Source organism: Dietzia papillomatosis NBRC 105045 (assembly GCF_001570845.1).
Taxonomy (GTDB): Bacteria; Actinomycetota; Actinomycetes; order Mycobacteriales; family Mycobacteriaceae; genus Dietzia; species Dietzia cinnamea.
Map to the genome: position 1 here is coordinate 1 of NZ_BCSL01000038.1, position 12,105 is coordinate 12,105.

The following is a 12,105-nucleotide window of genomic DNA, read 5'->3' on the forward strand; positions in this document are numbered from 1 at the left end:
CCGCCATCGCTCGCCATAGGCCACGCCGCCAGACCACATCCCGCCCGGCCCCCGGGCGCGCTCAGCGCTGCCAGGTACTCGATCGCCTGGCGACCTCGTGGATCGCGTCGATCTCGCGAAGCCCCAATCGCGATGGCCGGGACTGCAGGAAACGGCGAATACCGCGCCGCGGCACCACAACTACCGCGCCATCCGCCGGCTGAGCCTTCACCGTGAACCCGCGCCGCGCACCCACCACCGCGATGACGCCCGTGACCGGCACCGGGAAACCGACGTGCTCCGCGAGCATCCGAGACGCCCGCTCCGCCTCAAAACGGCTCTTGCGGACATAGTCGTGGCGCTGGCCGTTCACCAGGAAGACGTCGCCGCCGACCCAGACCGACGCCTTCGGGTGGTTCTTCGCGTTCACGGTGAACACCCCACCCGGGCCGACCACCACGTGATCGATGTCCGCGCCGCGATCGCCCACCCGCACCGCATGAAGAACGCGCCAGTGCACGCCCAGCCCGGCCAACTGCTCGGCGACCGCCTCCTCGCCGTCGGCGCCGATCCGCCACGCTCGCTCGTCGGTCCTCGCGTCGACAAGCCGGGCGAACAAGTGGCGAATCGTGCCCTGCGCCGCACGCTCGGCCACCGCGCGTTCGCGTGCGGAGGCGCCCGCCCGCACGTCCGCGAGATCGTGCCACCTCGGTCCGGTCGGGCCCGGCGACGGCGACTGCCACGGCGAAGGAGCCGGAGGCGGATGCGGCGAAACCCGGCCGTGGGCTACCGCATCGGGCGTGTCCGTGCGCGCCAGCTCCGGGGACCGCGTCGGCGCCGGGCCAGGAGCCGCCGACGGGCCAGGCGCCGGGGCCGGGGTCGTTCCGGAGCCCTGATGCGGCGGTCGCTGGGCGGCGAAGTGGTCCTCGATCGCCCGGCGCAGCAATGGCAGGTTAGACATGTCGTCGGAGCGGTACCGGCCCGTCGTGAGGTCGAGATAGCCGAGGTCGGTGCCACCGGGCGTCGACGCGTAAAGGCGGTCGTGGCCGTAGCGACGCCACCGCCGGACATTCCACTCGGTCACTGGCCCTCCTCCCCCGGATGCCACGAATCGTGACATCGCTCCGGTGCGGATAGCGACTAATCCGTCGAATGCCGCATCCACGACGGGGGTTCACCGGAGTCACTGCGAACGGCGATCGCCCCGCCACCGCCGCAGCCGCTCGCGGACGTGGTGACTCGCCACTGCTCGTGCCGCGCGCTCCCGCGGCCGCCCCTCGCCATGGCGTCTCGCGCGCACCGAAGCGCAGGCCAGGCGCCATGGCGAGGGGCGGCGGCAGTGTCGGGTGAGGGGGAATACGGCTGCGCCCCCTTTTGTTTGACATGTCAGCAACGTACGCTGGGCGCATCAACAGATCGAGAGGGACAACCATGCAGTTCGGAATCTTCAGCATCGCCGACATCACCCCGGACCCCACCACCGGGCGCATACCCACCGAGCACGAGCGGCTCGAGGCAATAGTCGAGTACGCCACGCTGGCGGAGCAGGTGGGCCTGGACGTGTTCGCACTGGGTGAGCACCACAACCCCCCGTTCGTCACGTCCTCCCCCACCACCACGCTGGGTTACGTGGCGGGCCGCACCAGCGAAATCATCCTGTCGACGGCCACGACGCTCATCACGACCAACGATCCGGTGAAGATCGCCGAGGACTACGCCATGCTGCAGCACCTGGCCGGCGGCCGGGTGGACCTGACGATGGGTCGCGGCAACACCGGTCCGGTGTACCCGTGGTTCGGGCAGGATATCCGCCAGGGCCTGCCGCTGGCGATCGAGAACTACGAGCTCCTGCACCGCCTGTGGCACGAGGACGTGGTGGACTGGGAGGGCAAGTTCCGCACGCCGCTCCAGCAGTTCACCTCGACGCCCCGCCCGCTGGACGGCGTCGCCCCGTTCGTGTGGCACGGCTCGATCCGCTCGCCGCAGATCGCCGAGCAGGCCGCCTTCTACGGTGACGGCTTCTTCCACAACAACATCTTCTGGCCCATCCACCACACCAAGCAGATGGTGGAGCTGTACCGCCGTCGCTACGAGCACTACGGCCACGGCTCGGCGGACCAGGCGATCGTCGGGCTGGGCGGCCAGTTCTTCGCCCGCGCCAACAGCCAGGACGCTGTGAACGAGTTCCGCCCCTACTTCGACAACGCCCCGGTCTACGGCCACGGCCCGTCGCTCGAGGACTTCACCGCGCAGACCCCGCTCACGGTCGGCTCGCCGCAGCAGATCATCGACCGCTACATGACGATGCGCGAGCACGTGGGCGACTACCAGCGCCAGCTGTTCCTCGTCGACCACGCCGGCCTGCCGCGCACGACGGTGCTCGAGCAGATCGAGATCCTGGGCACCGAGATCGTCCCCACCCTCCGCCGCGAGCTCGACGCCCTGCGCCCGGCCCACGTGCCGGACGGCCCCACCCACGCCGCGCGGGTCGCCGCCCGCGACGCCGAGCTGGCCGCCGCCGGCGAGCCCGCCTACTCGGACGCCTACCGCTTCGGCACCGGCGACAACTGGACGGGCCTCACCGCCGAGGGCGGGCAGCGGGCACAGCAGGAGTCGCTCGCCCGCAGCCGCCGCACCCAGGCCCGCCTCGCCGAGGCGCCGGCCGGAAAGGAGTCCAAGTGACCTCCGAGCACCTGACCGACCACACCGCCCCTGACGAGCGGCCGCTCAACCTCGTCGTCGTCGCCGCGGGCACCTCCGTGCCCTCCAGCACGCGGATGCTCGCCGACCAACTCACCTCGGCCACCCGCGACGCCCTCGCCCGCCACGGGCAGCGCGTCGAGGTGACGGTCCTCGAGGCGCGTGAGCTGGCCCACGAGGTCGTCGACGCGACGGTCACCCGCTTCCCCGGCGAGAAGCTGAGCGCGGCGATCGACGCGATCGGCCGCGCGGACGGGCTGATCGCGGTGACGCCGATCTACAACCAGTCGTTCTCCGGCCTGTTCAAGTCGCTGTTCGACGTCATCGAGCCCGGCACCCTCGCCGGGGTGCCGGTGGCGCTGGGCGCGACGGGCGGGACGGCGCGGCACTCGCTGGCGGTCGACTACGCGCTGCGGCCGATGTTCGCCTACCTCAAGGCCGACGTCGTGCCCACCACCGTGTTCGCGGCCGCCGAGGACTTCGGCGCCGTGTCCACCGCGGGCGACGAGAACTCACTGCGGACGCGGGCCGTCCGGGTGGGGACCGAACTCGGCGACTACATGCTGCGGTTCGCGGGGGTCACCGCCGGCGCGGTCGAGCCGACGCGCGCGGATGACAAGCGGGGACGACGGGACGACGACGACGAGTTCAGCGACTTCGTCCCGATGGGCGATCTCCTGGGACGCTAGACCGGCAGCGGCACCGGACACCCGGCCGGCGCGCCTGACGCCGCGGGGCGTCAGCGCGGGTCGCCCACCTCGTCGCTACCGGGGGCACCGATCACACCAGAGCGGTCGGTGCCCTCGTCGGCGAGCTGGTCCGGCGCCGGGTTCTCGGCGTCGAAGCTCTCCGGCAGGTTCTTGATGTGCTTGTTCATGTTGCGCACGAGCAGGACCGTGGCGATGAGCAGCAGCAGTACGAGGGGGATACCGAGCGGCGAGGCCTTGCCGAACTCGGGGCCGACCGGGTTGTCGTTGTACCCGGGGGTGCCGGGCGACTGGTTCTGAGCGAAGATCATCGCCGACTCGTACGCCAGGATCTGGACGTCCGGTCCCAGGGTGATCATCGCGCGTCCTCACTCGTGCTCGGTCCGACCGGGAGCTCGACCGACGGGTCGACTCCCGCGAAGAGGTCTGTCTCGTATTCTCCCTCACCGAGCTGAGGGAAGCCCACCCGACTGGCTGCCAGTTCGAACTCCTCGGTCGGCCACACCCGCTGCTGCATCTCCACCGGCGCGGCGAAGAACCAGCCGTTGGGGTCGATCTGGGTGGCGTGCGCCAGCAGGGCCGAGTTGCGCTGCTCGAAGTAGTCCGCGCACTCCACCCGGGTGGTCACCCGCTCCATCACGTCCGGACGGTCCTTCCAGCGGGACAGGAACTCGTCGAAGTGGCGGACGCCGTCGCGGGCGTACAGCTCCTCGTCGAGCAGCTCGAGGCGGCGCCGGGGGAAGCCGTGCGTGTAGTAGACCTTCGCGATGGCCCACGGCTCGCCAGCGTCCGGATACCGGGCCGGGTCCGCGGCGGCCTCGTAGGCGGCCATCGACGCCGAATGCACCTTCAGATGATCCGGGTGGGGATAACCACCGTTCTCGTCGTAGGTGATCATCACGTGTGGCCGGAACTCGCGGATCCTGCGGACCAGGGCCTCGGTGACCTCGTCGTCGTCGGCCAGGGCAAAGCACCCCTCCGGCAGGGGCGGTAACGGGTCCCCCTCGGGTAGCCCCGAGTCCACGTAGCCCAGCCAGTGGTGGTCGACGCCCAGGATGTCGGCGGCGCGCGCCATCTCGCGCACGCGAACCGCGGGCAGATCCGCGGTGATGTCCGGGCGGTCCATCGCGGGGTTGAGGATGTCGCCCCGCTCTCCCCCGGTGCACGTCTCGACCAGCACGTGGACGCCCTCCGCGACGTACTTGGCCATGGTCGCCGCCCCCTTGGACGACTCGTCGTCAGGGTGGGCGTGGACCGCCATCAGCCGCAGACCGGCCATCGGGTGCACCTGCCGTTCTTCTCGAGTAGGTGGAGGACCGCACCATTCTATGGGCGTCGCCGCGCGCCGTGCCCCCGGCCCGTGCCCCGGTGGACCCCCCGACCGTCCTCGCCGACGCGCCCGGATACCCTGGCCCCCATGAATGAGCCGAGGTCGGACGCCCCGTCGCGGCGCCCCGCAGGGCCGCCCGCCGACCGGTACGCCGACGCCGACCGCGGCTCGGGCCTGGCCGGCAAGGTCGTCGCGGTTCTCCTCGTGCTGCTCGTGGGCGCCCTGCTGGTGGCCGGCGTGGTGACGATGTACCGCCTCAACCAGACGCCCGACATCTCGGGCGAGGCGACCGGCGTGGAGGTCGTGGACTCCGGCCGGGTCGACCTGACGTTCACCGTCACGCGCGAGGAGCCGGGCACGCCTGCGTACTGCATCATCCGCGCACAGGAGGAGTCGAAGGGCGAGCTGGGCCGGCGTGAGGTCTACGTCCCTCCGTCCGAGAACGGCACCGTCGAGATCACCGCGTCCGTGTTCACCACCGACCGTGCGTTCATCGCCGACGTGTACGGCTGCGGCGAGGACGTCCCCGACTACCTGCGCAGGTAGAGCGCCTGCGAACCCGACCGACCACCGCCCTCGCGCGGCGGTGTCTGTGTGTTAATATTGGCGCTTCAGCACGGCTCCGGATCCGCGGGGCCGTGTTTTTATTAACTCACGCACGCGAACAGATTGGAGTGCGCTCATGGCGAACGACACCCAGGTCCACTGGCTGACCCAGGACTCGTACGACCGCCTCATGGCCGAGAAGGAGGCGCTGATCGCCAACCGTCCGGTCATCGCCGCCGAGATCAACGAACGGCGCGAGGAGGGCGACCTCAAGGAGAACGCCGGCTACCACGCCGCGCGCGAGCAGCAGGGCCAGGAGGAGGCGCGGATCCGCACCATCGACGACCTGCTGGCCAACGCCCAGGTCGGCGAGACGCCCACCGAGTCCGGCGTCGCGCTCATCGGCTCCGTCGTCCGCGCGTACTACAACGGCAACGAGGACACCAAGGAGACCTTCCTCATCGGCACCCGCGGCGAGGGCTCCGGCAAGGACGACCTCGAGATCTACTCGCCCGACTCGCCGCTCGGCAAGGCCGTGCTCGGCGCCAAGAACGGCGAGACCCGCGAGTACACCGCCCCCAACGGCAAGAAGGTCTCCGTCACCGTCGTGACCGCGGAGCCGTACCAGAGCTGACCTGCTCCGTGGAGACCCCGGTGGTAGGTTCTTCACGAATGTCGGGTCGCCCAGACGCGCCCGACTCAGCGCCGGCGTAGCAGGAGTTCCAACGTGTCAGACGGTTCCCAGGACAGGCCCCACGGCCCTGCCCCGACGATCGAGGCGGCCGCAGCGAGGGTCCTGGGTCCGGCACTCCGGACCGGCCAGTCACCCTTCGAGGACGATCTCTACACCTGGACCCCCGAGGTCGCGGAGGAGCTCGCCCGCCGCCTGGACGCCGACCCCGCGGACGACGCGGGCGGCGCCGGCGGCGGGGCGGGCCCGACCGGGGCGGCGGCGTCCGGGTCGACCCGCTCCCCCGTCATGCAGGCGCTGCACGACCAGCTCGAGGGCGCCCCGCGGCCGGTGGTGCTGCTGGCCGCCGAGCTGCTGTACATCCAGCAGCTGCCGCTGAGCACCGTCACCGCGCGCCTCAAGAGGGGCCGCGTCCGCGACGTGCTGTCCTGGATGGACGAGGCGCCGGAGATCCCCGCCGACCTCGACGAGGTCCTCACCGAGAAGGGCCCGCTGACCGGCGGCCTGGGCTTCAACGTGCAGATGCGGGAGCACCTGCGCTGGCTGTGCTCGTTCATCGTCCACTGGGCCGAGCTCGACGCCTCCGTCCGCGACGCGGCCCTGTCCGACCCGTGGGAGTTCCAGCGGGCCGCGCGCTCGACGCCCGGCGACTGGCGGGCCATCCGCTACAGCCTCCAGTACCTGGTGTGGCCCGGCTACTTCCAGCCGATCGTCAAGCACGAGCACAAGACGCGGATCCGCGACGCGTTCGCCGACCTCATCGGCGGGCCGTCCGGGATCGACGAGCTCGACATCGACCAGGACCTGCACCGGATCTCGGAGGTGCTGTCCGCGCAGCTCGGTCAGCCCGTGGACTGGTACCGCGGCTCCGTGGCCAACCAGTGGCAGCGGCACCGCGATGACCACTCCCGCCGCGCGTGGCTCGTGCGGCCCGGCCGGGGCGGAGTCGGCCAGTCCGGGCAGTGGGTCGCGCAGAACCGCATCGCGCTGCCCGCCTCGCACCTGCCGCGGATCCCCGCCCACGCCAGCCGGCTCGAGGTCTCCCAGGCCGTCGAGCAGGGCTACCCGCACCTGGACTACCAGGCGCGCTTCCAGCTCACCGCGGAGCTGCACACGTTCCTGTCCCGGATGAGCCCGCAGGACGTGGTGGCCACCGTCGCCGACGCCAAGCTGCACCTGGGCACCCTCACCGACGACCTCGGCTACGTGGAGGACGGCGGGCAGCAGCTCGAGCGGTCCGTGCTGTGGAGCTCCGTCACCCTGGATCTCGAGTCCCTGCCGAGCCCCCTGTCCGAGCTGATCGGCGAGCCCGGCACGGTCGTCGACCTCACCGACGGGCTCGACGCGCTGCTGTCGGCCATGCACCCGGGGCGCCACTCCGCCGAGTCGCAGGTCGCGGAGGCCCCCGCCGCGGGCGCGGTGCCCACGCTGCCCGAGGTCACCGACGAGCTCGCCGACGGCCTGCACATGCCACGCAAGGAGTTGCAGGAGATCGTCGACACACTTCAGCAGCGTCAACAGATCGTGTTCTACGGCCCTCCCGGTACGGGCAAGACCTATCTCGCCCAGGAGCTCGCGCGTTTCCTCGCCGGTCCCGACGACCCGAGCCGCGTCCAGCTGGTGCAGTTCCACCCGAGCTACGCCTACGAGGACTTCTTCGAGGGCTACCGCCCCACCCTCACCGAGTCGGGTCAGCCGGGCTTCGCGCTGCAGGCCGGCCCGCTGCGTCGGCAGGCCGCGCGCGCGACGTCCGAGTCGGGCCGGGAGCACCCGAGCTTTCTCATCATCGACGAGATGAATCGCGCCGACCTCGCGCGCGTGTTCGGCGAGATGTACTTCCTGCTCGAATACCGCGACCGCACCGTCCTGCCCCAGTACTCCCCCGACACGTCGTTCCGGCTGCCGCGCAACCTGTTCATCATCGGCACGATGAACACCGCGGACCGCTCGATCGCCATGGTCGACGCGGCCATCCGCCGCCGCTTCGCGTTCATGGAACTGCACCCCGACACCCCGCCGGTCGCCGGTGTGCTGCGCCGTCACCTCGAGGCGCGCGGCGCGTCGACCGAGCCGGCGGAGCTGCTCGAGGCGCTCAACTCGGAGATCGACGACTCCGACCGCGACCTGCGGATCGGGCCGTCGTACTTCATGAAGGACCAGGCCACCGAGCCCGGCGGCCTCGAGGCGATCTGGCGGTACGACCTGCTGCCGCTCCTCGAGGAGCACTACTACGGGCGGCTCACCCGCGCCGAGGTCCACGAGCGGTTCGGCCTGGCGGCGCTGCGCCGCAAGATCGGGCGGGCGTGACCGCGACCTCGACGGGTCCGGGGGCGTCCGAGCTGATGTCCCTGGAGTTCGACGAGTTCGACCGTCGGGGCAGGCTCGTCACCCTGAGCTGGGAGGGCGCGCAGCACCTGTCGCAGACCGGGCTGGTGGAGGTCCTGCCCGCAGGCCGCGACACGTGGCGGCTCATCCCCAGCGGTGCCGTGGGGTCGGTGCGGGTCGAGGGCCTGTCCGTGCGGGTCCTGCCGGCCGCGAGCCTCGGGCTGACGCAGCTGTTCTTCCTGCTGGATCACGCGGCCGACGACGCGTTCCTGGCCTCGGCCGTCCAGGCGCGGGACGACGACGAGCTGTGGTCCTCCGTCGCCGAGTCGATGGCCCGGCTGGCGCACCAGGCGTTGGCCGCCGGGCTGCTGCGGGGGTACCGCAGGGTCGACGAGGCGCTGACCACCGTTCGCGGCAGGATCCGGCTCGGCGACCAGATCCGCCGCCATCCGGGCATGACCATCCCGCTCGAGGTCACATACTCCGAGTTCACGCCGGACATCGCCGAGAACCGCATCCTGCGCACGGCCGCGCACCGCCTGCAGTTCCTGCCCGAGCTGCCCGACGCGACCCGCCGTCGGCTCGCCATGGTCGACGCCAGGTTGTCCGACGCCTCGCTCATCGGTCAGGGCGCGCCCGTGCCCGCGTGGACGCCGAGCCGGCTCAACGCCCGGTTCCAGGACGCGCTGTCGCTCGCGGACCGCATCGTGCGGCGCATCTCCGTGGAGGTCGAGGACGGCCATGCGGCGTCGGCGGCGTTCGTCACCGAGATGCCGGAGCTGTTCGAACGGTACGTGGAGGCCGAGCTGACCGCCGCCCTCGACGGGCGGGGCGGGCGGCTGCTGCACAACCCCGTCGTCAATCTGGACTCCGGTACCGAGGCCGACGGTGACACCTCGTCCGGCCGTCACCGCGCCCCCGCGGGGGACGGTGACCACATCTCCGTGCGGACCGGCTTGGTGTACGAGGTCGACGGCGAGCCGGTCGCCACGTTCGTACCGACCTATCCCACGGACCGCCGGACCCGCGCGGCCGAGCACTACCGGCTGCTTGCCGCCTGCACGGCGCTCGGCGTCGACCGCGCGTACATGGTGTATCCCGCCCAGCGGCGTGACGATTCTCCTCAGCCGCGGCGGATCGTGCACACGGACATCTCGATCGTCGAGTACCCCGTCGACCTCTCCGGCGGCCCCGCCGACAGCCGTCGGGCTATCGTCGAGTTGGCCGAGCACGCGCGCGCCCTCGCGTGTGCACCCGCCGCCCGCCACCGCACGGAAGGGAGACGACACGCCCGATGAGCGACGCCGATGATCCCGCCCGCCGACTCGTGGTGAGTCTCGCGCTGGCCGCAGTGGGGACGGTCGGCGCGTATCGCGGCGCGTACGAGGTGCTCGCGCAGCAGGCCAGGATCGCCCGTCGGGTGATCCCGAAGCCCACCTCCCGCCCCTACGACGGCGACGGGCTGTACCGCCCGGGGGCGCCGTCTCCCGATCCGTGGCGGCCGGGCATGACGTGCGACGTCCACATGATGGTCTTCGGCGACTCGCTGGCCGCCGGGCTGGGCGCCGACTCACCGGACGAACTACCGGGTGTCCTGCTGGCCCGCGGCCTCGCCGAGGAGGCCGGCTGGGACGTCCGGTTGAGCATCAAGGCGATCGTCGGTGCCACCTCCAAGGGGCTGGCCGGGCAGGTCGAGGCGATGCAGGTCGCGCACGGCCGGCCGGACATCTCCGTGATCCTCATCGGCGGCAACGACATCACCTCGCGCAACGCGATCGGCCCGTCGGCACGCCGCGTCGGGGAAGCCGTGCAGGCCCTACGTGATGGCGGTTCCCACGTCGTGGTGGGCACGTGTCCGGACCTGGGCATCATCAAGCCGGTGCCGCAGCCGCTGCGTTCTGTCATGGCCACGCTCAGCCGGCGGCTGGCCGCCGCGCAGGCCGTGCAGGTCCGCCGGGCCGGGGGCGTCCCGGTGTCGCTGGCCGAGACCCTGGCCCCCGAGTTCCACCGCCGCGGCGAGAGTCTGTTCTCCCCCGACCGCTTCCACCCCAACTCGGCCGGCTACGAGCTCGCCGCCGGCCTGCTGCTGCCCGCGGTCTGTGTGGCGCTGGGCGTGTGGGACGAGGTGCCCGAGGAGCATCTGCCGCACGATGCCGCCGAGGCCGCCGCGTCACTCGAGGCCGCGGACGTCGCCGCCGAGGCCGCCGAACCGGCCGACGCCTCCGGCCGTGCCGAACACCGTGAGTCCGTGGTCGCCCGCCTCACCAAACGCCTCACCGACTTCGTCCGCACCCACGAGGACACGGGCGACGAGGGCGAGAACGCGTTCCTGCATAATGAGGACGTGGACGCCGATCCGGAGAGCACGGGGGATGCCCGCGAGGCCGCGGACACCCTCCGGCGACGGAGCCGGATCCTCCGGTTGGCACGCCTCACCCGGGACGACCCCCACCCGGGCGAACCGACCGACCAGACCTGAACCTCACCTGCCGCACACGAAGCAGCCACCAGACACGAAGGAGCCTTCCATGCCGGAAGCCGTGATCGTCTCTTACGCCCGTTCCCCCATCGGGCGCGCCAACAAGGGTTCCCTCGTGGGCATCCGCTCGGATGACCTCACCGCCCAGATGGTCAAGGCAGCACTGGCCAAGGTGCCAGAGCTCGACCCCACCCAGGTCGACGACCTGATGCTGGGCAACGGTCTGCCAGGCGGCCAGCAGGGCTTCAACATGGCTCGCGTCGTCTCGGTGCTCGCCGGCATGGACACCGTCCCCGGCACCACCGTCAACCGCTACTGCTCGTCGTCGCTGCAGACCACCCGGATGGCGCTGCACGCGATCAAGGCCGGCGAGGGCGACGTGTTCATCTCCGCCGGTGTGGAGACCGTCTCCAACTTCCAGTACGGCACCTCGGACCACATCCCGAACACCCACAACCCGGTCTTCGCCGACGCCGAGGCCCGCACCGCCCAGCGCGCCGAGGGTGGCGCCGACGTGTGGACCGACCCGCGTGACCAGGGCCTCCTGCCGGACGTGTACATCCCGATGGGCCAGACCGCCGAGAACGTCGCCCAGATCACCGGCATCACCCGCGAGGAGCAGGACCACTGGGGTGTGCGGTCGCAGAACCGCGCGGTCGAGGCCGTCGAGCGTGGCCACTTCGCCAACGAGATCACCCCGGTGACCATGCCCGACGGCACCGTCGTCACCGCTGACGACGGCCCGCGCCCCGGCACCACCTACGAGAAGATCTCGCAGCTCAAGCCGGTCTTCCGTCCCGACGGCACCGTCGCGGCCGGCAACTGCTGCCCGCTCAACGACGGCGCCGCGGCCCTCGTGATCATGTCCGACACCAAGGCCAAGGAGCTCGGTCTCACCCCGCTCGCGCGCGTCGTCTCCACCGGCGTGTCCGGCCTGTCGCCGGAGATCATGGGCCTCGGGCCGATCCAGGCCGTCAAGAACGCCCTGAAGATCGCCGGCAAGCAGATCTCTGACATCGACCTGTTCGAGATCAACGAGGCGTTCGCCGTGCAGGTGCTCGGCTCGGCCCGTGAGCTCGGCATCGAGGAGGACAAGCTCAACGTCAACGGTGGCGCCATCGCGCTGGGCCACCCGTTCGGCATGACCGGCGCCCGCATCACCGCGTCGCTCATCAACAACCTGCAGGCCGAGGACAAGCAGTTCGGCGTCGAGACCATGTGCGTCGGCGGCGGCCAGGGGATGGCGATGGTGCTCGAGCGCCTCAGCTGATCCCCGGCGCGGCGGGCGACATGCGACCCGCCATCGCGAAGAGCGTTCCGCCCACGTTTCCCGAGAGGGGCGTGGGCG

Annotated in this window: 11 protein-coding genes; 8 read left to right on the top strand and 3 right to left on the bottom strand. The window is 71.3% G+C overall.

The genetic code is table 11. From position 1 onward, the window contains the following. Positions 1 to 61: 61 nt before the first annotated feature. The gene (locus tag DPA01S_RS17335) at positions 62 to 1,063 is read right to left on the bottom strand and encodes a nuclease-related domain-containing protein (protein ID WP_232303141.1); all 1,002 of its coding nucleotides are present in this window, start codon (positions 1,061 to 1,063) and stop codon (positions 62 to 64) included. A 347-nt stretch (positions 1,064 to 1,410) separates the two neighbouring features. Here DPA01S_RS17335 and DPA01S_RS12715 point away from each other — a divergent pair, with 347 nt between their 5' ends. Next, complete coding sequence (locus tag DPA01S_RS12715; RefSeq protein WP_061229931.1) at positions 1,411 to 2,661, top strand: LLM class flavin-dependent oxidoreductase; 1,251 nt, start codon at positions 1,411 to 1,413, stop codon at positions 2,659 to 2,661. Continuing rightward, a complete protein-coding gene (locus tag DPA01S_RS12720) occupies positions 2,658 to 3,368 on the top strand; it encodes a CE1759 family FMN reductase (protein WP_061916749.1) in 711 nt (236 codons plus the stop codon). The genes DPA01S_RS12715 and DPA01S_RS12720 overlap by 4 nt, the downstream gene beginning before the upstream one ends. Before the next feature lie 50 nt (positions 3,369 to 3,418). On the opposite strand, the gene DPA01S_RS12725 is transcribed toward DPA01S_RS12720, so the two are convergent. Together DPA01S_RS12725 and mca are read right to left on the bottom strand one after the other, a co-directional pair. Continuing rightward, on the bottom strand, positions 3,419 to 3,745 hold the full coding sequence (locus tag DPA01S_RS12725; RefSeq protein ID WP_061229933.1) for a hypothetical protein: 327 nt from the start codon (positions 3,743 to 3,745) through the stop codon (positions 3,419 to 3,421). Next, positions 3,742 to 4,665 carry a mycothiol conjugate amidase Mca gene (gene mca, locus DPA01S_RS12730; protein ID WP_061916752.1) on the bottom strand — a complete coding sequence of 308 codons (924 nt, stop codon included), beginning with the start codon at positions 4,663 to 4,665 and terminating at the stop codon, positions 3,742 to 3,744. The genes DPA01S_RS12725 and mca overlap by 4 nt, the downstream gene beginning before the upstream one ends. 138 nt (positions 4,666 to 4,803) lie before the next feature. On the opposite strand from mca, the gene DPA01S_RS12735 reads away from it, so the two are divergent. The 6 genes from DPA01S_RS12735 (at position 4,804) to DPA01S_RS12760 (ending at position 12,027) form a co-directional block, all read left to right on the top strand. Then, a complete protein-coding gene (locus DPA01S_RS12735) occupies positions 4,804 to 5,262 on the top strand; it encodes a DUF4307 domain-containing protein (protein WP_007630144.1) in 459 nt (152 codons plus the stop codon). A 136-nt stretch (positions 5,263 to 5,398) separates the two neighbouring features. Beyond that, positions 5,399 to 5,896 (top strand): transcription elongation factor GreA, encoded by a 498-nt coding sequence (gene greA, locus DPA01S_RS12740; protein WP_007630145.1) that lies wholly within the window; start codon positions 5,399 to 5,401, stop codon positions 5,894 to 5,896. A gap of 93 nt (positions 5,897 to 5,989) precedes the next feature. After that, positions 5,990 to 8,260 carry an AAA family ATPase gene (locus DPA01S_RS12745; RefSeq protein ID WP_061916755.1) on the top strand — a complete coding sequence of 757 codons (2,271 nt, stop codon included), beginning with the start codon at positions 5,990 to 5,992 and terminating at the stop codon, positions 8,258 to 8,260. After that, positions 8,257 to 9,576, top strand: coding sequence for an McrC family protein (locus DPA01S_RS12750; protein ID WP_061916757.1), 1,320 nt, complete (start codon positions 8,257 to 8,259; stop codon positions 9,574 to 9,576). Before DPA01S_RS12745 ends, DPA01S_RS12750 begins: the two co-directional genes overlap by 4 nt. Further along, a complete protein-coding gene (locus tag DPA01S_RS12755; RefSeq protein ID WP_061229939.1) occupies positions 9,573 to 10,757 on the top strand; it encodes an SGNH/GDSL hydrolase family protein in 1,185 nt (394 codons plus the stop codon). The genes DPA01S_RS12750 and DPA01S_RS12755 overlap by 4 nt, the downstream gene beginning before the upstream one ends. A 49-nt stretch (positions 10,758 to 10,806) precedes the next feature. Beyond that, complete coding sequence (locus DPA01S_RS12760) at positions 10,807 to 12,027, top strand: acetyl-CoA C-acetyltransferase (RefSeq protein WP_061916760.1); 1,221 nt, start codon at positions 10,807 to 10,809, stop codon at positions 12,025 to 12,027. Positions 12,028 to 12,105 lie beyond the last annotated feature (78 nt).

Excerpts from the sequence above, each read along its gene's own strand:
- DPA01S_RS12715 (WP_061229931.1), top strand. The coding sequence starts at position 1,411 with ATGCAGTTCGGAATCTTCAGCATCGCCGACATCACCCCGGACCCCACC.
- DPA01S_RS12725 (WP_061229933.1), bottom strand. The coding sequence starts at position 3,745 with ATGATCACCCTGGGACCGGACGTCCAGATCCTGGCGTACGAGTCGGCG.
- mca (WP_061916752.1), bottom strand. The coding sequence starts at position 4,665 with ATGGCCGGTCTGCGGCTGATGGCGGTCCACGCCCACCCTGACGACGAG.
- DPA01S_RS12735 (WP_007630144.1), top strand. The coding sequence starts at position 4,804 with ATGAATGAGCCGAGGTCGGACGCCCCGTCGCGGCGCCCCGCAGGGCCG.
- greA (WP_007630145.1), top strand. The coding sequence starts at position 5,399 with ATGGCGAACGACACCCAGGTCCACTGGCTGACCCAGGACTCGTACGAC.
- DPA01S_RS12755 (WP_061229939.1), top strand. The coding sequence starts at position 9,573 with ATGAGCGACGCCGATGATCCCGCCCGCCGACTCGTGGTGAGTCTCGCG.
- DPA01S_RS12760 (WP_061916760.1), top strand. The coding sequence starts at position 10,807 with ATGCCGGAAGCCGTGATCGTCTCTTACGCCCGTTCCCCCATCGGGCGC.